At 63.5% G+C, this 26360-nt stretch carries 26 protein-coding genes; 19 read left to right on the forward strand and 7 right to left on the reverse strand.

The annotated features are described in order from the left end of the window. Positions 1-144 precede the first annotated feature (144 nt). From AIOL_RS23995 to AIOL_RS25190, 8 genes are all read left to right on the forward strand, one after another. Complete coding sequence (locus AIOL_RS23995) at positions 145-1329, forward strand: hypothetical protein (RefSeq protein ID WP_053101300.1); 1185 nt, start codon at positions 145-147, stop codon at positions 1327-1329. Positions 1330-1588: 259 nt separating this feature from the next. Then, positions 1589-2782 (forward strand): hypothetical protein, encoded by a 1194-nt coding sequence (locus AIOL_RS24000; RefSeq protein WP_152912580.1) that lies wholly within the window; start codon positions 1589-1591, stop codon positions 2780-2782. Between the two features lie 84 nt (positions 2783-2866). Continuing rightward, positions 2867-3430, forward strand: coding sequence for a TylF/MycF/NovP-related O-methyltransferase (locus AIOL_RS17565; protein WP_049644179.1), 564 nt, complete (start codon positions 2867-2869; stop codon positions 3428-3430). Positions 3431-3573: 143 nt separating this feature from the next. Then, positions 3574-4617, forward strand: coding sequence for an IS110 family transposase (locus tag AIOL_RS17570; protein ID WP_049641827.1), 1044 nt, complete (start codon positions 3574-3576; stop codon positions 4615-4617). A gap of 403 nt (positions 4618-5020) precedes the next feature. Beyond that, positions 5021-5311 (forward strand): TylF/MycF/NovP-related O-methyltransferase, encoded by a 291-nt coding sequence (locus AIOL_RS24575; RefSeq protein WP_200898764.1) that lies wholly within the window; start codon positions 5021-5023, stop codon positions 5309-5311. Beyond that, positions 5311-6189 (forward strand): glycosyltransferase family 2 protein, encoded by an 879-nt coding sequence (locus tag AIOL_RS17580; RefSeq protein ID WP_049644181.1) that lies wholly within the window; start codon positions 5311-5313, stop codon positions 6187-6189. The genes AIOL_RS24575 and AIOL_RS17580 overlap by 1 nt, the downstream gene beginning before the upstream one ends. 209 nt (positions 6190-6398) lie before the next feature. After that, a complete protein-coding gene (locus AIOL_RS17585; RefSeq protein ID WP_049644182.1) occupies positions 6399-6599 on the forward strand; it encodes a hypothetical protein in 201 nt (66 codons plus the stop codon). Between the two features lie 55 nt (positions 6600-6654). Beyond that, positions 6655-6915, forward strand: coding sequence for a rhamnan synthesis F family protein (locus AIOL_RS25190; RefSeq protein ID WP_160314515.1), 261 nt, complete (start codon positions 6655-6657; stop codon positions 6913-6915). On the opposite strand, the gene AIOL_RS17590 is transcribed toward AIOL_RS25190, so the two are convergent. Both AIOL_RS17590 and AIOL_RS17600 read right to left on the reverse strand, forming a co-directional pair. Then, on the reverse strand, positions 6903-7913 hold the full coding sequence (locus tag AIOL_RS17590) for an NAD-dependent epimerase/dehydratase family protein (RefSeq protein WP_049644183.1): 1011 nt from the start codon (positions 7911-7913) through the stop codon (positions 6903-6905). The two genes, AIOL_RS25190 and AIOL_RS17590, sit on opposite strands and share 13 nt — an antisense overlap. Before the next feature lie 320 nt (positions 7914-8233). Beyond that, positions 8234-9412 (reverse strand): thiolase family protein, encoded by a 1179-nt coding sequence (locus AIOL_RS17600; protein WP_049644185.1) that lies wholly within the window; start codon positions 9410-9412, stop codon positions 8234-8236. 93 nt (positions 9413-9505) lie between these two features. Between AIOL_RS17600 and AIOL_RS17605 the strand changes: the two genes are divergently transcribed. The 4 genes from AIOL_RS17605 (at position 9506) to AIOL_RS17620 (ending at position 12605) form a co-directional block, all read left to right on the forward strand. Then, the gene (locus tag AIOL_RS17605; protein ID WP_049644186.1) at positions 9506-9850 is read left to right on the forward strand and encodes an STAS domain-containing protein; all 345 of its coding nucleotides are present in this window, start codon (positions 9506-9508) and stop codon (positions 9848-9850) included. Between the two features lie 15 nt (positions 9851-9865). Then, the gene (locus AIOL_RS17610) at positions 9866-10297 is read left to right on the forward strand and encodes an ATP-binding protein (RefSeq protein ID WP_082152659.1); all 432 of its coding nucleotides are present in this window, start codon (positions 9866-9868) and stop codon (positions 10295-10297) included. 325 nt (positions 10298-10622) lie between these two features. After that, positions 10623-12203 (forward strand): gamma-glutamyltransferase family protein, encoded by a 1581-nt coding sequence (locus tag AIOL_RS17615; protein WP_049644188.1) that lies wholly within the window; start codon positions 10623-10625, stop codon positions 12201-12203. A gap of 12 nt (positions 12204-12215) precedes the next feature. Further along, complete coding sequence (locus AIOL_RS17620; RefSeq protein ID WP_049644189.1) at positions 12216-12605, forward strand: rhodanese-like domain-containing protein; 390 nt, start codon at positions 12216-12218, stop codon at positions 12603-12605. 180 nt (positions 12606-12785) lie between these two features. Here the strand turns inward: AIOL_RS17620 and hspQ are convergent, their stop codons facing one another. Next, positions 12786-13112: a heat shock protein HspQ gene (gene hspQ, locus AIOL_RS17625; protein WP_049644190.1), complete on the reverse strand. Its 327-nt coding sequence runs from the start codon at positions 13110-13112 to the stop codon at positions 12786-12788. Between the two features lie 229 nt (positions 13113-13341). Here hspQ and AIOL_RS17630 point away from each other — a divergent pair, with 229 nt between their 5' ends. After that, a complete protein-coding gene (locus tag AIOL_RS17630; protein WP_049645517.1) occupies positions 13342-13938 on the forward strand; it encodes a transglycosylase SLT domain-containing protein in 597 nt (198 codons plus the stop codon). Between the two features lie 345 nt (positions 13939-14283). Here AIOL_RS17630 and AIOL_RS17635 read toward each other — a convergent pair whose 3' ends face one another. Beyond that, positions 14284-15501, reverse strand: coding sequence for an FAD-dependent monooxygenase (locus AIOL_RS17635; RefSeq protein ID WP_049644191.1), 1218 nt, complete (start codon positions 15499-15501; stop codon positions 14284-14286). 81 nt (positions 15502-15582) lie between these two features. Here AIOL_RS17635 and AIOL_RS17640 point away from each other — a divergent pair, with 81 nt between their 5' ends. From AIOL_RS17640 to AIOL_RS17655, 4 genes are all read left to right on the forward strand, one after another. Then, positions 15583-16917: an amidase gene (locus AIOL_RS17640; RefSeq protein WP_049645518.1), complete on the forward strand. Its 1335-nt coding sequence runs from the start codon at positions 15583-15585 to the stop codon at positions 16915-16917. Positions 16918-17163: 246 nt separating this feature from the next. Further along, a complete protein-coding gene (locus AIOL_RS17645) occupies positions 17164-17892 on the forward strand; it encodes a sulfotransferase (protein ID WP_235439071.1) in 729 nt (242 codons plus the stop codon). A gap of 271 nt (positions 17893-18163) precedes the next feature. Next, positions 18164-19351: an aminotransferase class I/II-fold pyridoxal phosphate-dependent enzyme gene (locus tag AIOL_RS17650; protein ID WP_049644193.1), complete on the forward strand. Its 1188-nt coding sequence runs from the start codon at positions 18164-18166 to the stop codon at positions 19349-19351. A gap of 12 nt (positions 19352-19363) precedes the next feature. Then, on the forward strand, positions 19364-22246 hold the full coding sequence (locus AIOL_RS17655) for a DNA translocase FtsK (RefSeq protein WP_049644194.1): 2883 nt from the start codon (positions 19364-19366) through the stop codon (positions 22244-22246). An 83-nt stretch (positions 22247-22329) separates the two neighbouring features. On the opposite strand, the gene AIOL_RS17660 is transcribed toward AIOL_RS17655, so the two are convergent. Then, positions 22330-23475, reverse strand: coding sequence for a CaiB/BaiF CoA transferase family protein (locus AIOL_RS17660; RefSeq protein WP_049645519.1), 1146 nt, complete (start codon positions 23473-23475; stop codon positions 22330-22332). Positions 23476-23616: 141 nt separating this feature from the next. Between AIOL_RS17660 and AIOL_RS17665 the strand changes: the two genes are divergently transcribed. After that, a complete protein-coding gene (locus AIOL_RS17665) occupies positions 23617-24687 on the forward strand; it encodes an ABC transporter ATP-binding protein (RefSeq protein WP_049644195.1) in 1071 nt (356 codons plus the stop codon). A gap of 77 nt (positions 24688-24764) precedes the next feature. Next, a complete protein-coding gene (locus AIOL_RS17670; RefSeq protein WP_049644196.1) occupies positions 24765-25370 on the forward strand; it encodes a LolA family protein in 606 nt (201 codons plus the stop codon). A gap of 166 nt (positions 25371-25536) precedes the next feature. Here the strand turns inward: AIOL_RS17670 and AIOL_RS17675 are convergent, their stop codons facing one another. Next, entirely contained in the window at positions 25537-25719 is a 183-nt protein-coding gene (locus AIOL_RS17675; RefSeq protein ID WP_049644197.1) for a Trm112 family protein, read from the reverse strand. Continuing rightward, a complete protein-coding gene (locus AIOL_RS17680) occupies positions 25719-26354 on the reverse strand; it encodes an LON peptidase substrate-binding domain-containing protein (protein WP_049644198.1) in 636 nt (211 codons plus the stop codon). Before AIOL_RS17680 ends, AIOL_RS17675 begins: the two co-directional genes overlap by 1 nt. Positions 26355-26360 lie beyond the last annotated feature (6 nt).

Below are 26360 nucleotides of genomic sequence, written 5' to 3' on the forward strand. Positions count from 1 at the left end.
GAAAAAAATGGGTTAAAAATCCAGCGGAGGCCCGACTGGCATTTTTTTTTTTGTGTTCCGCCCTGGGCCCCAAACAACAAGTAACTGGATTGAAGGCATCAATCCTTCTGAGGGTAACGAGAAGATATCTAGGAGCAATCTTTAATGACCAAATTGATGTATAGGAATTTCGCGGGCCTTGCCGCGGCCATAACCGTTTTCTCGACGCCATTCGCGCAGGCGGATCAAGTAATCTTGGATGATCTGATTGTCGACGGCTCGCTCTGCGTCGGCTTTGACTGTACGAACGGTGAGAGCTTTGGCTTTGACACGATCCGGCTGAAGGAAAACAACCTGCGGATCAAGTTCCAGGACACTTCGAACTCGGCAAGCTTCCCCACCACTGACTGGCAGATCACCGCCAATGACAGCTCTAATGGCGGGCAGAACAAATTCTCGATCGATAATATCGACGGCGGCCGCACGCCCTTCACCATCTTGGCAGGCGCGCCCAGCCATTCGCTTTACGTGGATAACAGCGGCGACATCGGACTGGGCACCTCCAACCCCTTGGTGAACGTGCATGTTACGGATGGCAACACGCCCACCCTTCGACTAGAGCAGAACGGTTCCCAGGGCTTTACCCCGCAGACCTGGGACGTGGCGGGCAACGAGACGAACTTTTTCATCCGTGATGCGACGAACGGCTCTGCGCTTCCGTTCCGCATCAGGCGCACTGCGCCCAACAATGCGCTCTATGTCGACACTACGGGTAATATCGGGATGGGTACCAACGACCCTACAGCAGCGCTTGAGATCAACGACAGTTCGGCCGAAGCGCTTAAGATTTCCGGCAACGGCCTCAAACTTGTCCGCTTCTCCAGCAGCGACGGCAATGCGGTTCAGATTCGCCTGCAATCAGACAGCGCCGACAACCGCCGGATCCTCGCCACTGACAGCGACGGCACCACCCAGCGCAGCCAGATTTCGCTGAACAACACCGCGATCTTGTTGGCCGGTCCAACCGTGTCGGGCGGCGACCGTTGGGCGGAGGTCAGCGCCACCGGGATCGAGCTGCCCGCGGGCGCGGCGTTTTCGGTCAACGGCACCGACCTCAACGTACCGGATTACGTCTTCGCGCCGGATTACGAGCTGATGCCGCTGGCAGAGGTCGGCGCCTTTATCGTTGAGAACAACCACCTGCCAGAGGTTCCCTCGGCGGCGGAGATCAAAGAGGCCGGCCTCGACATGACAGAGATGCAGCTGACGCTGCTGAAGAAGGTGGAAGAGCTGACGCTTTACACGCTAGAGCAGCAGAAGCTCATCGACCAGCTCTTGGCGGACAGATAAGTCCAACAGTACGGCAAAATGTCTGGAGCCGTTTAAGGCTCCAGATTGGCTTGGCGTTTCAATTGCCCAAAAGCCACGGAAAATCTTGTAAGCGTGAATAGCGCATTAGGTATGGAATGGCGGACTTTCGCCACCCTACAGGCTTACCTAACGTCAATTTATTTTACCCAATTGGTAGAATCAGGTATTCTGATTTTGGAATTTACTCGCCTAATGGGATTCTCCCGCTGGGTTCAATTTTAATAAGGAGCAATAGATCATGTCTCATCGCAATTTGATTTACACGACCTCGGCCGGTGCAATGATGTCGCTTATGGCGGCGATCCCAGCACATGCCGGTGGCCCGGTTTTCCTGTCGGATGTCGTGGTGGATGGCAGCCTTTGTGTGGGCGTCGACTGCCCCGCCGCGCCGGCCTTTGGCTCCGACACTCAGCGGTTCCAGGAAAACAACCTTCGCGTGCACTTCCAAGACACCTCTTCGTCGGCAAGCTTCCCCACCAATGACTGGCGCATCCAGATCAATGACAGCAGCAATGGCGGCGCGAACTACTTCGCCGTCCAGGATGTCGATGCGAACCGCTTCCCCTTCCGCATTGAGGCTGGCGCCCGCGCCAACGCGCTTTATGTCGAAGACGACGGCGATGTGGGCATCGGCACCTCCAACCCCGTGGTGAACCTGCATGTTGCGGAAGGCAACACGCCCACCCTGCGGCTGGAGCAGGACGGTTCCCAGGGCTTTACCCCGCAGACCTGGGACCTGGCGGGTAACGAGTCGAATTTTTTCGTCCGAGACGTGACCAACGGCTCTGGACTGCCGTTCCGCATCGAGCCCGATGCGCTCTATGTCGACAGTACGGCTAATATCGGGATGGGTACCAACAACCCTGCAGCAGCGCTTGAGATCAACAACAATTCGAGCGAAGCGCTTGAGATTTCCGGCAACGGCCTCAAACTTGTCCGCTTTTCCAGCAATGACGGCAATGCGGTCCAGATTCGCATGCAATCAGACAGCACCGACAACCGCCGGATCCTCGCCACTGACAGCGACGGCACCACCCAGCGCAGCCAGATTTCGCTGAACAACAACGAGATCTTGTTGGCCGGTCCAACCGTGTCGGGCGGCGACCGTTGGGCGGAGGTCAGCGCCTCCGGGATCGAGCTGCCCGCGGGCGCGGCGTTTTCGGTCAACGGCACCAACCTCAACGTGCCGGATTACGTCTTCGCGCCGGATTACGAGCTGATGCCGCTTGCAGAGGTCGGCGCCTTCATCATCGCGAACAACCATCTGCCGAATGTGCCCTCGGCGACCGAGATCAACACCGGCTCGCTGAACATGACCGCGATGCAGATGACGCTTCTGAAGAAGGTCGAAGAGCTGACGCTCTATACACTGGCGCAAGAAGCAAAGATCGAGGCGCTTGAAGGCCAAGTCGAGGCCCTGACCATCGAGTGAGGCATCCTTGCCTTAGTCTCCACAGAGACCTACGATACAGCAAGCCCCACACAATTTGGGGCTTGTTTGTCGCCGGGTGTGAGTATGTATCTCGATTTGCTGAAGCGGTGCCTCCTGAACGAGATGTATCTCGACGACGAACTGCGGCTGCTCTATCTGCGGGCCTGCTTGTCCGGCGAAGAAACCTTTGACTTCGCCACGTATCACGACATCCGCGCCGCCCTGCCCGAGCAATTCGAGAAGCTCCGCGCGGCGCGCAGCATCGGCCAGTTCATGGACCGCAATATCCGCAATTCGGGCTTCAGTCATACGATGATCGGGCGCGCGCGCCTCAATGGGCTGCATGTCTGCCTCGACAAGATCATCGGCGACGGCATCCCCGGCGACCTGATGGAGTGCGGGGTCTGGCGCGGGGGGGCCTGCATCTTCATGGCGGGATATCTGCGCGACCACGGGATTGGCGGGCGCAAGGTGATCCTGGCCGACAGCTTCGAAGGCCTACCCGTCAGCCAAAAAGAGCCAGACAAGGGGTTGCAACTCGACAAGTCCGCCTACCCCGAGCTGGCCGTCTCGCTGGACGAGGTGAAGGCTAACTTCGCCGCCTATGGCCTGCTCGAGGCGCATATCCACTTCCTGAAGATACCGTAATGGGCCTCGGCGCGAATCTCGGTCGTTACGCTTGAAGCGGTGTCGCAGAGAGGGTGTCGTTGCCCTTTGATACGCATGATGCGTGTCTACGAGGTCTTGCCAGATGGCGCGCCTCAATTCCAAAGAATAGAAAGGACAACGACATGGATATCTTTATCGGACTGGACGTCTCTCTGGCAAGCACGGCTGTTTGCGTGCTCGGTGATCGCGGCAAGATCCTGAAGGAAACTGACGTCGCCAGCGAGCCGGAAGTGTTGGTCAGCTTCCTCAAGGCCTTGCCCTGCGAGATTACCGGGATTGGCCTGGAAGCGGGTCCACTGTCCCAATGGCTTCACAAGGGGCTGACCGAGGCCGGGCTACCCGCGATCCTGATGGAAACGCGGCAAGTGAAGGCGGCGCTGAAAGCAAGCCCGATCAAGACGGATCGGCGGGATGCACAGGGGATCGCGCATCTCCTGCAGATGGGTTGGTTCAGCGCCGTGCACTGCAAGTCGGTTCCTGCTCAGGAAACACGCGTGTTGCTGACGGCGCGCAAGGCGATCCAGAAGGTACTGATCCAGTTGGAACTGTCGGTGCGGGGCGTGTTGCGCAACTTTGGCCTGAAGATGGGACCCGTCTCGAAAGGTCGCTATGACCAGCGGGTCAGGGACCTGGCGGCGGGCAATACTGTGCTGAAAGCGGCTATTGAGCCGATCCTGCGTGCCCGCGCAGAGCTGCGAAGGGAACTTGCGGGGTTCGAGAAGATGGTGCGCGATCAGGCGAAGATCGATCCGATCTGTCGCCTGCTGATGACCATGCCCGGTGTGGGTGCCGTCGTTGCGCTGACGGTGAAGGCCGCGATCGATGATCCCACACGCTTCAAACGATCTCGTGATGTTGGCCCCTGGGTCGGGCTGACGCCGGGGCGGGATGAATCCGGCGAGCGGTCCATTGTGGGCGCGATCACCAAGGTCGGAGACGCAGGTCTCCGGGCGGCGCTCTACCAGGCGGCCAACGTGATGCTGCATCATGGCGGCCCGAACTGGCTCAAGTCCTGGGCGCTGCGCCTTGCCGAGCGTCGTGGGAAGAGACGTGCCACCGTGGCGCTGGCCCGTCGCATCGGCGTGGTGCTGCACCGGATGTGGGTGGATGGAACCGGGTTCCGCTTCACCCGTGACGAGGCGATGGCGCTCCGGCAGAACGCCTGAGCGCCCCGCATCCATGATTGAAATGTTTTCAGCACAAGGAGCGTTCGGCCGCACCTGACGGTGCCGGCCCACCAGTGTCCCAGCCGGGACGCGGTCCCCGATGATGTACGCAAGCTGCCATCTGCCGACCCGTTCCAGGGTTGAGCGCGCCCTGAAGATCGACACTCGGGAGCCGAACCGGACAAGGTATGAAGTTGGCAGCCATTGCGCTGACCACGGACGGAAGCACGAGCCCGGCGCAGACACATCACGGTGAGCAGGCATGCCGACAGGCGAGGCCAACAACACTGGCATATTCCCCATCGCCACAGCACAATCACTCCGCTGTGAACCTCACTGCGCCTGGCAGGCACCCCGGAAACCTTCGTCGGTTCCCGGGTTTTTGAGGGTGAAAACGCTGTCCTTGACATCAACTGGCCCATTACGGAAGGGCTGGTTCAAGGACACGCTGTGCGACGCGCCGACAGAGAGCTTGGCGCTGCTGCGCCTGGATGGGGACCTCTACGAGTCGACGATGGACGCCCTAACCGCGCTCTATGACAAGGTCTGCCCCGGCGGCATCGTGATCATAGACGATTGGGGCGTGCTGCCCCCCTGCCGGAAGGCCGTTCAGGATTTCTTCGCCGGACGGGACCAGCCCTTGCCGGAGATGCACACACAGGATTGGTCTGGCGTCTGGTTTCGGAAACCATAATGCTGTCGATCGTCGTTATTTTCCACAACATGCGGCGCGAAGCGGCCCGCACCTTGCGGTCATTGGTGCCGCCCTATCAGCAAGGGGTTGATCCGCAAAGCTATGAGGTCCTTGCCATCGACAACGGATCCTCGGCACCGTTAGATCCCGCCGAGGTGACGGCGCTTGGCCCCCAGATTACCTATCATGCCCTTGAAACCGACTCTGTCTCACCCGTCGACGCGGTGAACTTTGGCGTGTCTCAGGCCAAAGGGCGCTATGTTGCCGTGATCGTGGACGGCGCGCGCATGGCCAGCCCGGGCTTGATCGGAGCCACACTAAGCGCCCTGCCCTTGAAAACGCAGCCCTTCGTGGTGGGCTTGTCCTGGCATTTGGGCCCCGAGGTTCAAAACGACTCGATGCTCAAAGGGTATGGTCAGACAGAAGAGGATCAGCTTCTAGACAGCATAAAGTGGCCGGATGACGGATATCGGCTGTTTGAAATCTCGACTTTAGCGCAGTCGTCTAATCCGGGGTTCTTTGGGCGCATTCCTCCGGAATGCAGTTGGCTGGCGATGCGACATGACACGTTTCAGCGCATTGGTGGTTTTGAGACGCGGTTCCAATCGCCAGGGGGCGGGTTGGTGAACCATGATTTTCGTAACCGCGTCCTGGCAGAACCGGACCTTGGCGGTGTCGTGCTTTTGGGAGAGGGCGTGTTCCACCAGTTCCACGGAGGCGTGGCGACGAATGTGCCGCGCCAAGAGCATCCCATGGCGCAATTCATGGAGGAATATCGCAGGATTCGGCACGCCGAGTTTGCGGTCGCACCCTCCCCGGCGGTCACATATTTTGGAACGCTTCCCGAAGGCGCGCGCCGTTTCGCCGGGCTGAACTAAAGGATCTAGTATGATCAATACCGCGGGATCTAGCTGGAGCCTACACGCGCGTCACCCGGGCGCTGGCGAGAACAACGAACTCCGCATCGTTGCCACAACCACTGTTTTCCCGGGTATGTGACGGTCATAGGCACCGGTGAGACCGTGAGAATCACGCGCAGTTCTGGGTTGAGGGTTCGCATCGTCTCCAGCACGGCGGCACGGTTTTGATGAATGCCATCATCGCCGTGCATAACAAGAAGATTTCCTTCGGGGACGGAAAACGCCCCGCAGCCACCCCGATCCATGGTGTCTACCTGTCGATGCGCGCGCGTCTTCACAGCGAAACGGCGCAGCACCCGGTGATTCATCGCAGCAAGCCGGGTCTGGACCCGCTGCGGGGTTCGCAGTCCCGAAGGCCGCCATTTTAACCGCCAATGGGCACGCCTTTGATGGGCCAAGCAATTGGGGGCAAACAAGCTACGGGTGTCTGAACTGTTGCAGCGCGTTGAACTGGGGCCAATGCCTGCAAACTTTAGTTTTCCTGCCGGAATGATGTGTTGGCTTAAGGCGCCGATTTTAACTCGGATGGCAGATCTGTCGCTGCAAGCAGAGGATTTTGAGCCGGAATGCGGCCAAACTGACGGCACGTTTGCGCATGGGATAGAGCGCCTTCTTGGCGTGATGGCCGCTGCGCAGGATATGACCGTGCAAACGCCCGCGACCATTGCTCCTCAGACGTCATAGTACCCGCGATACCAGTCGACAAAGTTCCGGACGCCCTCGGTGACACCGGTTTCGGGCGCATATCCGGTGAGGGCCTTCAACAGGTCGGCATTCGCCCAAGTTGCGGGCACGTCCCCGGGCTGCATTGGCAGCAGATTGCGCGCGGCGGGCGTTCCGGTCGCGGCCTCGATCGCGGCGATGAAATCCGTCAGCTGCACCGCGTGTGAGTTACCGATATTCACCACCCGGAAGGGCGCCACCGGCGACAGGCTGTCACCATCCGGCACGACGCCGTCCGCGGGGCGCTCCGGCGCGGTCGCGATCAGCAGCCAGATCGCGTGGACGAGATCCTCGACATAGGTGAAGTCGCGCTTCATGTCGCCATGGTTGTAGACGTCGATGGGCCTGCCCTCGAGGATCGCCTTGGTGAACTTAAACAGTGCCATATCGGGCCGCCCCCACGGCCCGTAGACCGTGAAGAAGCGGAACATCGTGATCGGCAGGTCGAACAGATGCGCGTAGGAATGCGCCATGCTCTCGGTCGATTTCTTGGTGGCCGCGTAGAACGACATCTGGTGGTCGGCCCGGTCGGTCTCGGTATAGGGCATGACCGTGTTGGCCCCGAAGGCAGAGGAGGTTGACGCCAAGAGCATGTGCTGCGGCGGGTAGGCGCGCGCGGCCTCCAGCAGTTCAAACGTGCCGACGATGTTGGCCTCAAGGTAAGAGCGCGGGTTCTCGATCGAGTAGCGCACCCCGGCCTGCGCGGCGAGGTGGATCACTGCATCGGGGCGCTCTTGCTCAAAGAGCTGCATCAGCAGCCCCGGCGTCTCAACCTTGCCCAACACGGAACGGTAATCCGCAGATTGGCGCAGCTGGCGCTCGCGGGCCTTTTTCAGCTCCACATCGTAATAGTCAGACATGGAATCCAAGCCGATCACACGCCAGCCCTCGCCCAAGAGCTTGCGGCAGACGTAAAACCCGATAAAGCCGGCCGCGCCGGTGACAAGTGCGGTGGGCATTAGAGTGCTCCGCGACGTTTTTGGATGAAGGTCATGTCTTTGACGGCGCCACAAGGACCGACATTTTTAAGCGCTGCAATCATTATCTTAACTCCCACCTCAAATGTCCTTCATCCAATGGCTGAAGCATGCCGTCCATTCAATGGGGCTGATACACACTGAGCGCGTTCAGGTCGAGACGGTAAACCCGCACGGCTTTGTGCTGCTGCCCTATCACCGCTTGGGTGTCCTAAGCCAACTCGGCGGGCCGGTTTGGGCGAACCGTCGTTTCGAATGGCACCTATGAGGAGCCATTCGAAAGCGCCCTCCCAGCGCAGAGCCTAGACCCGCTCGATCGCGATCGCGGTGCCCTCGCCCCCGCCGATGCAGATGGCGGCCACGCCGCGCTTGAGCCCCCTCTTTTCGAGGGCGTTAAGCAGCGTCGCAATGATCCGCGTGCCGGAGGCGCCAATCGGATGGCCCAGCGCGCAGGCGCCGCCATTGACGTTCACGATCTCGGGGCGAAGCCCCATCTCTTGCATGAAGACCATCGGCACGACGGCGAAGGCCTCGTTGACCTCCCACAGGTCCACGTCATCCTTGTCCCATCCGATCCGCTCCAGCAGCTTCTGCGCCGCGGGCACCGGCGCGGTGGTGAACCAGTTGGGCGCGTGGGCGTGGCTGGCATGGCCCAGGATGCGCGCGCGCGCGGTCAGCCCCTGCTCGGCCACGGCCTCGGCAGAGGCCAGCACCAGCGCCGCCGCCCCGTCGCTGATCGACGAGGAGTTTGCCGCCGTCACCGTGCCGTCCTTGCGGAAGGCCGGCTTGAGGTGCGGGATCTTGTCGGGGCGCGCATTGCCGGGCTGCTCGTCCTCACCCACCGTGACCGCGCCCCTGCGGGTGGCCAGCGTCACCGGAGTGATCTCGGCCTCAAACGCGCCCTCGGCCTGCGCCGTCTGCGCGCGGCTCAGCGAGCGCAGCGCGTATTCGTCCTGCGCCTCGCGCGAAAGCTGGTACTTCTCGGCGGTGTCCTCGGCGAAGGTGCCCATCAGGCGGCCTTTGTCATAGGCGTCCTCGAGCCCATCAAGGAACATGTGGTCCTGCGCCGCGCCGTGCCCGATGCGGGCGCCGCCGCGCATGTTCGGTAGCAGATAGGGCGCGTTGGTCATGCTCTCCATGCCGCCGGCGACCATGACATCCGCCTGGCCCAGCGCGATCTGATCAAAGGCGACCATCGCGGTCTTCATGCCCGAGCCGCACATCTTGTTGAGCGTGGTCGCGGGAACCGCGTCGCCGAGGCCCGCCGCGAACCCCGCCTGGCGCGCCGGGGCCTGCCCCTGCCCCGCCGGCAGTACGCAGCCCATCAGGACCTCCTCAACCGCCGCCGGCGCGGCGCCGGAGGCCTCCAACGCGGCCTTGATCGCCGTGCCGCCCAGCTCGGCCGCAGTCGCGCCCGAAAGCGCGCCCTGAAAACCGCCCATCGGCGTGCGCGCCGCGCCTGCAATTATCACGTCCCGCATAAGAATCGTCCCCCTGTCTGTGAATTGGCCCCTGCATACCGGATGGTAACGATTTCCGTCTAGCGTAACCCAGCATCAACGGCGGAGAGAGCCATGCAAATGGAATGTCAGGTCTACAGCGATGCGGTGCTGATTCTGGTGAATGAATCGCGAATCGACGCTGCGGTTGCCATACAGTTCAAGGAAAAAGTGCGAGAGCTTGCCACTGATGGACCGGAGCGCGTGGTCCTGGACATGAGTAAGGTAGAGTTTCTGGACAGCAGCGGCCTGGGGGCCCTGGTTGCCGCGATGAAGCATCTCGACAGCGGCAGATCGCTGGAGCTCGCGGCGCTGACCACCACGGTAGAGAAGGTTTTCCGCCTCACCCGCATGGAAACGGTCTTTACGATCCACAAGGATGCCCGAACCGCGATCGCAGAGCTGGCCCGCGCCTCTTGAAGGACCCCCTTTGACGTGAGTGACCCCGCACATCGTATTGAGTTTCGATCAGATCCATTCGTGGTGCGCAATGTTCTGATCAAGGCGCAGAAGACCTGGTGCGATTGGGGCGCTCACCCGCGCCTTTGCGCGGACGCCGAGCAAGTGCTGGCCGAGGTTCTAAACAACGTGGTCAAGCACGCCTATGCGGGGCGCAGCGACGGTGCGGTCGTTCTGGACCACAGGCTGGCTACCGGTGGCTTGCATTTCGATGTCCAAGACAACGGTCAACCGATGCCGAACGGGGCTATCCCCATGGTTGACAGCGTCGAGATCGGTGAAGAGCTTGAGGGTTTGCCAGAGGGCGGCTTTGGCTGGTTCCTGATCCAGCAGATGACGAAAGAGTTGCGGTACCGCCGCTCGGGCGATTGCAACATCCTGCAATTCTGCGTGCCCGCGCAGGAATAGCCGACACCGCGCCGCGCCGGTTCCGCCAGGGGTCCGTGGTCGCGGAGGATTTTTTGGGCTGAATTCACGATTCAGCGACAATTTCCACAAATCGCCGCAATTCGTTCAAAAACCGGCCCGAATTGTACGCGAATAACGCCCCTGTAGCTGCATAGCTTCTCCCGACGCCGCGTCAACATAGCCCCCACCCAGCACACGGCGTCGGGAATGACTCCCGCAGGTATACTCCCCCGAACCGAACGCGCGCCCATGGCTTGCGCCGTATTTGGGCTGGCGCCCAAGAATTTTCGAGATAGGCTCGCCTTCGAATATAAGGGAGGCGTTCATGCGCGATTTTCACTTGCCCGGGCGGGCACCGGTTTTTGCGGCCAACGGCATATGCGCCACCTCGCATCCTCTGGCGGCAAAGATTGCGGTGGACACGCTTCAAGCTGGTGGAAACGCCGTCGATGCGGCCCTTGCGGGCGCGGTTCTGCTGGGCATATGCGAGCCGCAGATGACCGGGATTGGGGGCGATCTGTTCGCTCTTGTCAAACCTGCGGGCACCGAAGAGATCGTCGCGCTGAACGGCTCCGGCCGCGCCCCGGCGGGCCTCTCCGCCGCCGCGCTCAGGGAACGCGGCCTGCAAGACATCCCCGTCGACACCGCCGATGCGGTCACCGTGCCCGGCGCGGTCGACGCGGTGTGCACGCTTGCGGCGGATTACGGCCTGCTGGGTGTCGAGGCGATCCTCGCTCCGGCCATCGCCTATGCGCAGAACGGGGTGCCCGTAGCGCCGCGCGTCGCGCTCGACTGGTCTGGCAGCGCGGAGAAATTGCAGGGCGGCGCCCGGAACTTCTATCTGAGCCAGGGCCAGCCCCCCCAGACGGGGCAGCTGTTTCGCCACCCGCAGCAGGCAGAGGTGCTGCGCCGCATTGCCAAAGAGGGCCGGGCCGGTTTCTACGAGGGCGAGATCGCCGAGGACATGGTCGCCTCGCTGCGCGCGCTGGGCGGCAGTCACACGCTAGAAGATTTCGCGGCAACACGCTGTGACTACACAACGCCGATCCGGGGCGATTACAAGGGGCTGGAGCTTGTCGAACATCCGCCCAACGGCCAGGGCGCGACCGCGATCTTGCTCAACAATATGCTGGCGCAGTTCGACCTGCCCGCGATGGACCCATTCGGCTCCACGCGCGCGCATATCGAAATCGAGGCCGCCAAACTGGCCTATGACGCGCGCAACCGCTTTATCGCCGACCCGGACCACATGGCGCGGCTCGATCATATGCTGTCGCCCGAGACCGCAGCAAAGCTCGCCGCGCTGATCGACCCCGACCGCGCGATGCCGGATCCAACGGCCATCAGCGAGGCGGTGCATCGCGACACGATCTACATCACGGTGATCGACAAAGATCGCATGGCCGTGTCCTTGATCTACTCGATCTTCCACAGCTTCGGCTCGGGGCTGGCCTCGGACAAATACGGCATCCTGTTCCAGAACCGCGGCGCCGGTTTCACGCTCGAGGCGGGCCACCCCAACGAAGCGGGCGCGGGCAAGCGCCCGATGCACACGATTATCCCTGGGATGCTGCGCTCTGACGGGCGGCTTTCGGCCACGTTCGGCGTGATGGGCGGGCAGTACCAGTCCTGCGGCCACGCCCGCATGGTGACCAATATCGTCGATTTCGGTTTGGACCCGCAGGCGGCCATCGACGCGCCGCGCTGCTTCACCGAGGAGGGCGAGATGCGGGTCGAGAAGGGGTACTCGGACGCGGTGCGCCAAGAGCTGTCCGATATGGGCCACAACGTCGTTGTGCCGCAGACCGGCATCGGCGGGGCCCAGATGATCCGCATCGACCACATGAATGGGGTGCTCGAAGGCGCCTCTGACCCGCGCAAGGACGGCTGCGCCATTGGCTATTAGGGAGGCTCACAAATGCCCATTCGCCCCGTAAAGGAGCTGGTCCACGAGGCCAAGCAAGAGATCAAAAGCCTCAGCGTCGAAGAGGCGCGCGCAGCGCAGGAGGCCGGCACGGCGCTTCTGGTCGACATCCGAGACATCCGCGAGCTGCAGCGCGAGGGCCGCGTGCCCGGCGCGTTTCACGCCCCGCGCGGTATGCTGGAATTCTGGGTGGACCCCGCCTCGCCCTACCACAAGGAAGCGCTGGCGACGGACAAAACACTGGTGCTGTTCTGCGCCAGCGCCTGGCGCTCTGCGCTCTCGGCCAAGGCCCTACAGGATATGGGCGCCGAGAATATTGCCGAGATGGAGGGCGGGTTTAAGGCCTGGAGAGCGTCCGGCGCCGCGGTGGACATGGCAGAGTAACACCGATCTGCCTTGACCGGCCCCGATTTCTTGCAAGAAATCGGCAAAACTCTTGAAAGAGTTTTGGGCGCTGCGCGCCGAAGCATGACATGATGCCGGGGTGCTTCACCTGAACCTTGCGCACCCAACTTCCTTCCAAGGAAGTTGCAAATCTCTTCAAAGAGATTTGGCCCGACGCGATCAGTTCAGCTGGAAATGCAGCGGGTAGTGCCCGTCCTCGAAATCGCCGAATAGATCCGGCAGGTCGGGGTGGTCCACCGGCTCGCCAGAGTAATCCGCAACCAGGTTCTGCTCGGAAACATAAGCCACGTAATAGCTGTGATCGTTCTCGGCCAGCAGGTGATAGAACGGCTGCTCTTTGTGCGGGCGGCTGTCCTCGGGGATCGACTCGTACCACTCATCGGTGTTCGAGAACATTGCGTCCACGTCGAACACTACCCCGCGGAACGGGTGCTTTTTGTGGCGCACCACCTGACCCAGGTGGTATTTGGCCCGCGTTTGCAACATATCTCGTGTCCCCCTGACACACTTTCCTAAACGGTCAGTGCGGCTTTTGTCCATGGATCGGCGCGAGATTCAAGGGAAACAGTCTGTGAACTTTGCCCTTACAGTCGGCGGAGCTCTGCCCATGCCCCGCTATCACAGTCGCGTGGATTGCGGCCGCGCCTGCGGAAAAGCCATTCCCTGTCGCCGGGATTTGCGCTACAAGGCGTCAAAACAAAACAACGAGGGGCAGATGAGCAGGATCTTCCTCACCATGGCACTAATGGCGGTCCTCGCGGGATGCGGCGGCGGCGGCGGCAACTCCGGCTCGCCGCGCAACCTGGACAATGCGTGCAGCATCCTAAAGCAGAAGCCAAAATACACGCGCGCCTTCAAACGCACCGAGCGCCGCTGGGGCGTGCCGGTTCACGTGCAGATGGCCACGATCCACCAGGAATCCAGGTTTGTCAGCAACGCTCGAACGCCGTTCCGCTTTGCGCTGGGCGTGATCCCGATGGGGCGCCAGTCCTCGGCCTTCGGCTACAGCCAGGCGCTCGACGGCACCTGGGACGAGTACCTAAAGTCCACGGGCAAGCGCCGCGCCAAGCGCAACGACATCGCCGATGCCACCGATTTCATGGGCTGGTACATGAACCAGACCCGCGACCGCACCGGCGTGGCACTGACCGACACCCGCAACCAATACCTGGCCTATCACGAGGGCCAGACCGGATATCTGCGCGGCAGCTACAACCGTAAGGCGTGGCTCCTGGCAGTGGCCGACAAGGTCGAGGCGCGCGGGCAGATGTACCAAAGCCAGCTGGCACGCTGCCGGGTGCGCGGGCTTTAGGGATCGTATTTGGCTGCGGCGGTTTTTGGGCTTGAGCGGACATTAGAGACTTGCCGCCCCGAGCTTGATCCAGGGCCTCCCACTTAAACTGAGCGCAACCCGGGCAGCGGCCGACCTGGAGGTCGCTTGCGCATCGGCTCTGTTTTGCGAGCGATCTTCGAGAACGCCAGCGTTCCAATGGGTTGCTACCTTGCAAGAGCGGCCTCCTGGGGGAGGTCGGCCGCTGCCCGAGGCAATCTCGGGCGGTTGCTCTATGTGAGCCCTGTTGCGTCTGGTGTCGGCAAGCGTTGTCAGAGCTGTGCGCTTGATCTCCAACGTCCGCCTCGAAGGCAAACCCGCCCCCGCCTACAGAATCTCACCCTGCAAGAGCCGCGGCAGGTCACCCGTAAGACCGGCGGCCTCTCGGATGAACCCGCGCCGCACCCCGGGCAACGCGTTCACCGCCGCAAGCCCAAGATCGCGCGTCACCCGCAGGCCACCCAGATCATTTGAGAACAGCCGATTAAACCCATCCGTCGCCGCCGCGAGCGCCGCAACATCAAAGCGGCGCCAAGCCTGATACCGTTCCAGTACATCCGCGCGGCCGATATCCTCGCCCCGCCGCATCGCAAGCGTCAGCACCTCGGCCAGTGCGGCCACGTCCTTGAGCCCAGCGTTCAGCCCCTGCCCCGCGATGGGGTGCACGCGATGCGCGGCATCGCCGATCAGCGCCACGCGGTCAGCGACAAAGGATTGCGCCAAGGACAGCCCCAGCGGGTAGGTGAAGCGCGCGCCCGCAAGCTCAATCCCGCCCAGGAAGCCACCAAAGCGCGGGCGCAGCTCGGCCAGGTAACCCGCGTCATCGAGGGCTTGGATGCGCGCGGCCTCTGCGTCGGTCTCTGTCCACACGATCGAGCAGCGGTCCCCGGTCAGGGGCAGGATCGCCAGCGGGCCGGCGGGCATAAAGAACTGATGCGCGATGCCGCGATGCGGGTACGCGTGGGCAACCGCTGCAACGAGCGCGGTCTGGCCGTATTCCCAGCCGGTGCGTTTTACACCGGCGCGTTGCGCGGTGGCGGACGCGGCGCCGTCGGCGCCTACCAGCATCCGCGCGTGGAGCGCGCGCGCGCCCTCGAGGGACACCTCCACGCCAGCGGGGCCGGGCATATGCCCGGCGATCCGAGCGCCGCTCACATGCGTCACCCCCGCCCCCGTGAGCGCGTCCAGCAAGGCGCGCCGCAGATGCCGGTCCTCCACAAGGAAGCCCATCGGGCCCTCTTCGATCTCGGCGTGGTCGAACTCCAGCACGAAGGGCGAGGGCCCCTCGCCCGCGCGCCCGTCCGAGACCTTAATCTCTAGGATCGGCTGCGCCTGCGCAGCCAGACCCTCCCACAGGCCCAGCGCGCCTAAGAGCCGCTGCGACGCCAGCGCCAGCGCATAGCTGCGCCCGTCAAAGCCCGGATCAACGCGCGCCTCGACCGGCAGCGGGTCAACCACGGCCACCTCCAGCCCAGCGCTTGCCAGGGCCAAAGCCAGGGCCGATCCGTTCAGACCGCCGCCCGCGATGATAACGTCGTAATCCATGCCCCAGATATGGGCGCGCTTGCGGGATTGTCCATGCGCCCCACTGCCGCTACCGTCCGCGGGAACAAACAGGAGGCGGGTATGACGAACCAGGACTGGCTTTGGGCGAGCATGGGCGATCTAGGGCGGGGCATCGCGACGGGCGAGGTCGATCCGGTGGCGTTGGCAGAGACCTACCTGGCGGCCATTGATGCGCATCCCCTTCGGGATCGCGTTTACGCCCGCGTGACCGCGGATCGGGCCCTGGCCGAGGCCGAGGCCGCCGCCGAGCGTGCCAAGCTGGGGCAGCGCCGCGGGCCGCTGGATGGCGTGCCGATCTCTTGGAAGGACCTGTTTGACACGGCTGGCGTGGCGACCGAGGCGGGCTCGGCCCTGCTGGAGGGCCGGGTGCCTGACCGCGATGCCCTGGTGCTGCGCGCCGCCACCAAGGCGGGGCTGGTCTGCCTGGGCAAAACGCATATGTCGGAATTGGCCTTCTCTGGGTTGGGTTATAACCCCGTGACCGAAACGCCGCCTTCCGTGAACGATCCGGACGCGGTGGCGGGCGGCTCCTCCTCTGGCGCGGCGGCCTCGGTGGCGCAGGGCATGGCCCCCTGCGGGATCGGGTCTGACACCGGCGGGTCCGTGCGGATTCCGTCCGTGTGGAACGATCTGGTAGGGCTCAAGACCACTTCCGGGCGGCTCTCGCTGGAGGGTGTGGTGCCGCTTTGCGCGCGCTTTGACACGGTGGGGCCGCTCTGTCGCACGGTCGAGGACGCCGGGCTGATGCTGGCCGCCATGGAGGGCGGCACGGCGCCGGACCTGCGCGGCGCGACCCTGCGGGGCACGCGCTTCCTTGTCCTAGAAACCATCGCGATGGAAGAGCTCGACGGCGCCCCCGCCGCCGGTTTCCAAAGCGCGGTCGAACGCATGCAAGCCGCCGGTGCGATCATCGAACGCGGCGCCTTCGAGCCGATCCGCGAGGCCATGGGCCTGGCCGGGCTGCTCTTCACCGGCGAGGCCTACGGCACCTGGGGCGAGGTCATCGAGGCCGCGCCCGAGAAGATGTATAAGGGCATCCTAGAGCGCTTCCGCTCTGGGCGCGACCACGGCGCGGACGCGTTCGTTGCGGCCTGGCAGCGGTTGGAGGCGATCCGCGTGGACTGGGCCAAGGCGGTCGCGGGCTATGACGCCGTGATCCTGCCCACCGCGCCGCGCCTGCCCGCCAATATCGCCCGCATTGAGGCCGATTTCGACTATTTCGTCGAAGAGAACCTGATGGCGCTGCGCAACACGCGGATCGGCAACCTGATGGGGCTGGCGGGGCTGACATTGCCCACGGGCGTGCCGTCCACCGGCGCAATGCTGCTGACGCCGCCAATGAGCGAAGAACGGCTGCTTCGGCTGGGCGCCGCGGCGGAGGTCGCGCTGGCATAGGGGCGCAGTACTGGGTGGGGGCAGAATGACACCCTAAGGATTGGGAGGCAAAAGCTGAAGGGTTTCCACAACCCTGCGCCGACCTCCCTCGTCCGTAGCGAACCACGCAGGTCCGCGAACGGAAGTTATGTAGCGCAAGGCCGGGCTGAGCTTGAGGGGCGACGATCATGTTCTGATCTGTACAGCACACAGTTTGTTTCCAATTTTCGGGAAGACCCAAGAAGGTTAATACGCTAAATGCGAAGAATGCCTGTGAGATTTTTCCAGATTGGTTTCAACAAGTGCGGCACAACCTCACTCTTCAAGTTGTTCGCGAGATCAGGGATTCCGTGTGTTAAGCATACGGGGACAAGGAACAGCCTGATTTCTGGTCGGGATCCATATCATTGGAACGTCCAATCCAGAATAAGGAAAAACTTTAGTCATAACAAAAAGCCCCTAGCAGGGCTGAGCAAGAGTCTTGCCTTCTTTGATATGGAATTCACGAGCGACGATGACGAGATCGAGAATTTCAAAAGCTTCAGAGAACTTTACGCAGCCTACCCCGATGCAAAATTCATGCTAAACGTAAGAAACAAATGGGATTGGATACGAAGCCGAGCAGGGCATGCCAATGGTGATTATCTGCTGCGTGCTGCGAAACGTCATGATCGTGCAGGCTTTGAAATTCTCCACGCATGGCAGCATGACTACGAAGCCCACAATTCATCTGTTCGAGAGTTTTTTTCCGATAAGAAAGAGTGCTTTCTTGAATTCAACATCGACGCTGATCCAATCGAAAAGCTGATCGACTTCGCAGCACCTGACTTCATCCTTGAGAAGCGATTTTGGATGAACCTCAACTCTAGACGAGACTCGCGGATTCAAATAGCGGACAAAGTGTTTGAGGGGCTATTTCGGCCACCTCTTTCTTTACCTTCACCCCACGCGGGGCAATCTGTGGTGGCTTTCCCCACCAGACTGGCGGCAACCTGAAGGAAATAACTCCGACAAGCCCTGTTCTGTTGAATTCCAGACAGGGTCCACGGCCCAGACCGCGCCTTCGATATCCCCCAAATCGCGAACGCCCCTTATGGAGTCATCCTGCGCCCGGCCAGAACGGGCCCAATAGGGCCTAAAAGTCACAATAGGCCGCCGCAAGGTGCGATTTTTGCAGGGATTTCCTGGACCGAGGCCGCCAGGGCCGCTATCGTTGCAGCGAACGGGGCGAGAATGATCCCGACACTGAGGCAGATATAGCAGACCCATGACGTTTCCAGAGCGGTTTTCGGACCTGCCAGAATACGCGTTCCCGCGCCTGCGCGCGCTATTGGACGGCCACGCCCCGGGCGGCCCGGTCGTGTCCATGTCCATTGGCGAGCCAAAACATGCGTTCCCAGAATGGGTGCCGCAGATCATCGCCGAGAACGCCTCTGAATTTGGCAAATACCCCCCCAACGAGGGCTCGCCTGAGCTTTTGAACGCAATCGCCGGTTGGATTTCGCGCCGCTACGGCGTCGATCTGGCCCTGGACCAGCAGGTCATGGCGCTCAACGGCACGCGCGAGGGGCTGTTCAACGCCTGCCTCGCGCTCTGCCCAGAGAAGACGGCGGCGGGGCAGCGCCCGGCGATCCTCATTCCGAACCCCTTCTACCAGGTCTACGCGGTGGCGGCCCTGGCGGTGGGGGCCGAGCCGGTCTATCTGCCCGCGCTGGCCGAGACCGGCTTTCTGCCGGATTTCGCATCGCTTGATCCCGCGCTTCTGGACCGCACCGAGATCGCCTATATCTGCACACCCTCCAACCCGCAGGGCGCCGTGGCCTCGCGCGACTACCTCGCGCAGCTCTTTGCGCTGGCCGAGCGGCATGACTTTAAGGTCTTCGCCGACGAGTGTTACTCGGAGCTCTACGCCGGCAACACCGCCCCCGTGGGCGCGCTGCAGGTCGCCAAGGACATGGGCATCTCGCCCGAGCGCGTGCTGCTGTTCAACTCGTTGTCCAAGCGCTCTAGCCTTGCGGGGCTGCGCTCTGGCTTCGTGGCGGGCGGGCCGGACTGCATCGCGCGCATCAAGCAGCTGCGCACCTATGCCGGCGCGCCCTTGCCGCTGCCGCTGCAGCGCGTGGCCCAGCAGGTCTGGGGCGACGAGGCCCATGTCGCGCATAATCGCGCGCTCTATCAGGACAAGTACCAGCTGGCCGACGAGATCTTCGCAGGCGTGCCCGGGTTCCAGCCGGTGCGCGCGGGCTTCTTTCTGTGGCTGCCCGTCGAGGATGCCGAGGCCGCGACGCTCAAGATCTGGCGCGAGACCGGCGTGCGCGTGCTGCCGGGGCCCTATCTGGGGCGCGAGGTGGACGGGCGGAACCCCGGCGACGGGTATATTCGGGCGGCGCTGGTCGCCCCAAGGGACGAACTGGCGGGCGGGCTGAAGGCCCTGCGCGCCTGCATTTACGGGTAAGGATAAGATAGCATGGCAGCTTATCAGGCAGGTGGACGCGGGCGGCTTCTGGACAGCAAGACCCAGGCGACGATCGAACGCCGCAGCAAGGAGCTTGCGGGCCTTGTGATGCTGGGGTTCGGCGTGCTGACCGCTATGATCCTGGGCTCCTACGTGCCCGAGGACCCAAGCTGGCTTTCTGTCACCGATGAGCCGGCGGTGAACCTGCTGGGCCGGTTCGGCGCGACGGTGGCCTCGCCGCTCTTCATCATCATCGGCAAGGCAAGCTGGGGCATCGCGATCTTCCTGCTGGCCTGGGGCGCGCGGTTCGCTTTCCACCGCATGCCGGGGGACTGGGTCTGGCGCATGGTCTTCGCGCCGCTCTGGATCTTCCTTTTGGCGCCCTACGTGGCGACGTTCCTGCCGACGGAGGAGTGGACGAACTCCTTCGGGCTCTATGTGGGCATCGGTGGCGCCGTGGGCGACATGGTGCTGGGGCCGCTGATCTACGTGCTCCCGGTCGAGCCTGGCCTGGCGCTCAAGATTTGGTCGGTCACCTTCGCGATCATCGGGCTGTCCTTGGGGCTCTTCGTGCTTGGCTTCTCCCTGCGAGAGCTCTCGGCGATCCTGCGCTTTCTTTGGGTCAGCTTCATCCTGGCCTATGGCAACCTGATGACGTTGCTTGGGCGCGGCGCAACGGGCCTGGCTCGGGGCGCGGCACGCGGCGCGCAGGGCTGGCGGCAACGCCGCGCAGAGCGGCGCGAGGCGGCCCAAAGCATCGCCCAGGCCGCAGAGGCCGAGCATTACGCCACGACCGAGCAGGCGGCCTGGCCCCTCGAGCCAGAGCTCGTCTCGGCCTCCGAGGCACCGCCGGTCGAACCCAAAACCGGGCTACGCCTGCGCCTGCCGACGCTGGTCAAGCGCGCCCCCGTGGCCGAGGAGCCGCCGCTGACGGCACCCGAGCCGGTCCCGCCTTTGATAGAAGAGGGCGAGGACCGCGTAAGCTCGCGCATCTCCGATGCGATCAAGGCACGCGCCAGGCAAAGCCACGCCGCCCAGGCGATGCGCCAGGAACCGCCGGTGATCCGCGCCACGGCAGATCGCGCCAAGGGCCCGCAGCCGATGATCCTCGCCGATGTCGAACCGACCACGCCGGGCGCCGCCGCGCCGACTGCGATGACCGCGCCGACGATCAACTTTGAAGCCGCCACACCGCAGACCGAGCAGACCGCAGGGCCCATGCTCTCGACACCCAATCTCGAGGCAGAGCCCTCCTCGGTCCCGATCCTGCGCACCCCGCCTGCGCAAAAGCCGATGGTCCAGCACAGCACCCGAAAGGCGCCGGTCTCTAGCCAGGCAAAGGCCGAGGCGCAGCCGCAGCTGAAATTCGAGGACCACTACCCCACCTACGAGACCCCGCCGCTGTCGCTTTTGACAAACCCGACCAAGATCCAGCGCCACCACCTCAGCGACGACGCGCTTGAGCAGAACGCGCGGATGTTGGAGACTGTTCTGGACGATTACGGCGTCAAGGGCGAGATCGTCAGCGTGCGCCCCGGCCCCGTGGTCACCATGTACGAGCTGGAGCCCGCGCCGGGCCTCAAGGCCAGCCGCGTGATCGGCCTGGCCGATGACATCGCGCGCTCGATGTCGGCGCTCTCGGCGCGCGTATCCACCGTGCCGGGCCGCTCTGTGATCGGGATCGAACTTCCGAATGCCAACCGCGAGATGTGCGTGCTGCGCGAGGTGCTCTCGGCCCGCGACTTTGGCGATGGCAACCAAAAGCTGCCGCTGGCCTTGGGCAAGGATATCGGCGGCGACCCGGTCGTGGCGAACCTCGCCAAGATGCCCCACCTTCTGATCGCGGGCACCACCGGCTCGGGCAAGTCCGTGGCGATCAACACCATGATCCTGTCGCTGCTCTACAAGCTGACGCCCGAGGAATGCCGGCTGATCATGATCGACCCCAAGATGCTGGAACTCAGCGTTTATGACGGCATTCCGCATCTGCTTTCGCCCGTTGTCACCGACCCAAAAAAGGCGGTCGTGGCCCTGAAATGGGTCGTGGGCGAGATGGAAGAGCGCTATCGCAAGATGTCCAAGATGGGCGTGCGCAATATCGAGGGCTATAACGGCCGCGTCGAGGACGCCCTGAGCCGCGACGAGATGTTCACCCGCACGGTCCAGACCGGCTTTGACGACGACACCGGCGAGCCGGTGTTCGAGACCGAGGAATTCGCCCCCGAAAAGATGCCCTTCATCGTGGTCGTCGTCGACGAGATGGCGGACCTGATGATGGTGGCGGGCAAGGAGATCGAGGCCTGCATCCAGCGCCTGGCGCAGATGGCGCGGGCCTCGGGCATCCACCTGATCATGGCCACCCAGCGCCCCTCGGTCGACGTCATCACCGGCACGATCAAGGCCAACTTCCCGACGCGGATCTCGTTCCAGGTGACCTCCAAGATCGACAGCCGCACCATCCTGGGCGAGCAGGGCGCCGAGCAACTTCTGGGCATGGGCGACATGCTTTACATGGCGGGCGGGGCCAAGATCACCCGCGTGCATGGGCCGTTCGTGAGCGACGAAGAGGTCGAGGAGATCGTGACCTACCTCAAGTCCTTCGGCCCGCCGGAATATATCGGCGGCGTGGTGGACGGGCCCGACGACGACAAGGAAAGCGATATCGACCTGGTGCTGGGCCTCGGCGGGAACACCGATGGCGAGGACGCGCTTTACGACCAGGCCGTGGCGATCGTGATCAAGGACCGCAAATGCTCGACCTCCTACATCCAGCGCAAGCTGGCCATCGGCTATAACAAGGCCGCGCGCCTGGTGGAGCAGATGGAGGACGAGGGGCTGGTAAGCGCCTCCAACCACGTCGGCAAGCGCGAGATCCTGGTCCCCGAGCAGCAGTAGCAACTTTGGCTTTGGCCGAGGATGGCGTTAGGTAAAGCTGCCCCAATCCAAAGCCCAGCGGCGCGTCCTTGGCTCATGCAGCTTCACGGCAGCGCCAGCGCGCCCGTCCGCAGCAGCGCGGCAATCTCTTCGGGCGACATACCGGCCTGCGCCAGCACGGCCTGCCCGTCGGCGCCGGGCTCGGGCGGGGCGCCTGGCTTTGGGGTCTTTGATCCAGCGAAGCGCGGCGCGGGCATCGGCTCGGACTGCCCACCGTTCGCGAACACGCCCCGCGCGACGTTATGCGGGTGCTGCGCGGCTTCCTCTAGGTCCAGCACCGGGGCAAAGCAGGCATCCGTGCCCTCCAGCAGCGCCACCCAATGCGCCTGCGGTCCTTGGGCGAACGCACCTGCCAGGCGCGCCCGGATCACCGGCCAGTTGCCCCGGTCATGGCGGTCGCCCAGTTCCGCCTCGGGGATCTCCAAAAGCTGCAGCAGCCGCGCCCAGAACTGCGGCTCTAACGCGCCCACGGTCACCCACTTGCCATCCGCGCAGGAATAGACCCCGTACCAGGGCGCGCCGCCATCCAACAGGTTCGCGCCGCGCTGGTCCTGCCAGCCACCACCCGCGCGCCAGCCATAGATCATGGCCATCAGCGAGGCGGTGCCGTCGCAGATCGCGGCGTCGATCACGTCGCCCTGCCCTGTGCGTGCGGCCTTCAGCAGCCCCGCCGCCATGCCGAAGGCCAGGTACATGCCGCCGCCGCCGAAATCGCCCAGCAGGTTCAGCGGGAAGACCGGGGCGCGGTCCGGCTCTCCCATCGCCCAAAGCGCGCCGCTTAGCGCGATGTAGTTCAGGTCGTGCCCCGCGGCATGCGCCAGCGGCCCCTCCTGGCCCCAGCCGGTCATGCGCCCGTAGACCAGGCGCGGGTTGCGTGCCATGCAGGGCGCGGGCCCAAGCCCCAGCCGCTCCATCACGCCGGGCCGGAACCCCTCTATCAGCCCGTCCGCCCCGGTAAGCAGCGCAAGCGCGGCCTCCACTGCCGCGGGCTGCTTGAGGTCCAGCATCACCGAGCGCCGCCCCCGCGCCAGGAAATCCGTGGGCGCCGCTTTGGTGCCGGGGCGGTCGATGCGGATCACCTCAGCGCCCATATCCGCCAGCATCATGCCCGCGAAGGGGCCAGGCCCCAGGCCCGCGAATTCGATGATCCTGATCCCCGCCAGGGGCGCGCTTTTGTCCTCGCCCAACATTTCCGCCTCTTTTCTGCCCATTCAAGGCAAGGCTAAGCGAGAGTTTGCGAAATTGTCAGCCGCAAAAGATTGTTTTGTCGCGAAATTTGTGGCGAAGTCGCAGCCGGGGCGAAGGCAGGGGACGGCAGGGACAGCACGCGCATGATCGAGATCGAGAGAATAACCAAGACCTTCGGACAGGGGGCCGCGGCTTTCACCGCGCTGCACGAGGTGAGCCTAGAGATCGCCGAGAACGAGTTCTTTACCCTGCTGGGGCCGTCGGGCTGCGGCAAGACCACGCTCTTGCGCCTGATCGCGGGATTCGAGGCCCCTTCTGGCGGCACGCTAAAGCTGAACGGCGCCGACATTGCGCATCTGCCCCCCAACAAGCGCCCGGTGAACACGGTGTTCCAAAGCTACGCGCTTTTTCCGCATATGACCGTGGCCGAGAATATCGGCTTTGGCCTGGAGATGCAGGGCAAGCCGCGCGCCGAGGTCGCCGCTGCGGTGGACGAGATGCTGGCGCTGGTCAAGATGGAGCCGATGCGCGACCGGCGCACCTCTGAGATCTCCGGCGGGCAGCAGCAGCGCGTCGCCCTGGCGCGCGCGCTCGCGCCGCATCCCAAGGTGCTCTTGCTGGACGAGCCGCTCTCGGCGCTGGACCTCAAGCTGCGCAAAGAGATGCAAATCGAGCTCAAGCGCCTGCAGGGCGAGACCGGCATTACCTTCATCTTCGTCACCCACGACCAGGAGGAGGCGCTGACCATGTCCGACCGGATCGCGGTGATGAGCGAGGGCCGCATCCACCAGATCGGCGGCCCGCGCGAGATCTACGACCGGCCAGAGACGCGCTTTGTGGCAGGCTTCATCGGCGACAGCAATTTCTTGGACGTGACGGTCACGGCGGAGGGCGACAGCGGGGCCATGGCGCGCCTGCCCTGCGGCCATGCGGTGGCCTTGCCAGAGGGCGCGACGATGGGGCGGTCAACCCTGCTGGTGCGGCCCGAGCATCTTGGGATCGCGGCGCCTCAGGGCAACGAAACTGAGCTTTTGGGCCAGATCGAGAACCTCGTCTATCTTGGCACCGACACGCATTTCCATCTGCGCTTGGCGCAGGGGCCGACGCTGGTTGCCCGGCGCCAGAACGACCCGGCAGAGCAGGCGCGCTTCGCGGTTGGCGATCAGGTGGCCGTCGAAATCGACGGCCGCGCGGTGCAGCAGATCGGCGAGTAGACCGGCGATGCGCAATTCTTCGCGATCTCTGGGCGGCCCTGGGTGCAATCCCGCGCAAGGGCGCTTAGATTGCCCCTATGAAAAGAGCAGTTGCCCTTGTGGCCCCGATCCTGATTGCGCTGACCGCCGCGCCCCTTTGGGCGCAAGAGAAGTTGTCGCTCAGGGACATCTCGCGCGCCCTTAATGACCTCGACACGGTCAAAGGCGCCTTCACGCAGATCAACAGCGATGGGTCCTTTGACAAGGGGACGATCTACATCAAGCGCCCCGGGCGGGCGCGGTTCGAATACGAGGGCAAGAACGCACCGCTGGTGATGGTGGGCGGCGGGCAGGTCGCGATCTTTGACCAAAAGTCCAATCAGGGGCCTGAGCAGTACCCGCTCAAGCGCACGCCGCTGAACCTGATCCTGAAGCGCAACGTGAACCTGCGCGCCGAGAATATGGTCGTGGGGCATGACTTTGACGGCACCACCACCAGCGTCACAGCGCAGGACCCCGAGAACCCAGAGCTCGGCAATATCCGCCTGGTCTTCTCTGGCCCGCCGGTGGAGCTGCGCCAATGGGTGATCACCAATCAGGACGGCTCGCAGACCACGGTGATCCTGGGCGATACGGAGCTGGGCGGCAGCCTGCCGCCGGCGCTCTTTAGCATCCCGACAGAGATCAACAAGCGCAGCAACTAGGGCCCGTGGTCAATCCCCAAAGCGCCTCAGTCTCAGTCGAATTTTCTTCCAGCTCAGGCATCTGAGCGCCGAAATAGCCGTCTATTCCAAGCTCAGATAACGCAAGCAGGGCGAAAATCCTCGAAAGCCCAAACGGGCGAGACGGTCTGGTGAGTGTCCGCGGGCCCTAGTCCAGCGCGCGCGCCTCGTCCACCAGCATCACCGGGATGCCGTTGCGGATCGGATAGGCTAGGTGCCCCGCCTTCGAGACAAGCTCCTGGCGCTCGGCGTCATAGCTTAGCACGCCTTGGGTCTTGGGGCAGACGAGCGCCTCTAGCATCTTGCGGTCGTATAGCGGCGCGTCGCTCATTATTGCATGCGCTCCTCGACGGTGCCGCCGCGCAGCGCGAACTCGATCAGAGTCACCAGGGTTTCGCGCCGCGTTGACAGCGACGACGCCTCGAGCAAGGCCTGCTTGTCCTCGGGCTCGAACGGGCAGAGCATCGACAGCGAGTTGATCAACAGCTCGTCCTCCGCCTCGCGTAGGCTGTCCCAATCGGCCTTCAGCTCTTGATCGTCGAAAAAGCGCTGCAGCAGAGACAGGAATTCCGCCCGGTCAAAACCCTGGTCGTGCTCGGTTGGGCCCAGGTCGCGGGCGAAGCCGTCCCAGCTGACGGTGCTGCGCCGGTAGGGCGTGAACCCGTCCACCTCCTTGCGCACCCTGTAGCGCGACACCCCGGCGAGCGTGATCATATAGCGCCCGTCCTCGGTCTCTGAGAACGCCGTGACGCGCCCCGCGCAGCCGATCTTTTGCAGCCGCTCGCCATCGCTGTCGCCGGGCTGGATCATGCCGATCAAGCGATGCGACGTCTTGAGCGTGTCGTCCAGCATCGCCAGGTAGCGCGGTTCAAAGATGTGCAGCGGCAGCCTGGAGCGCGGCAACAGCAGCGCCCCGGGCAGCGGGAAGACCGGAATCATGTCCGGCAGGTCGGCCGATGCAAACATGCACCT

Source organism: Candidatus Rhodobacter oscarellae (genome assembly GCF_001078595.1).
Taxonomy (GTDB): domain Bacteria; phylum Pseudomonadota; class Alphaproteobacteria; order Rhodobacterales; family Rhodobacteraceae; genus Rhodobacter_B; species Rhodobacter_B oscarellae.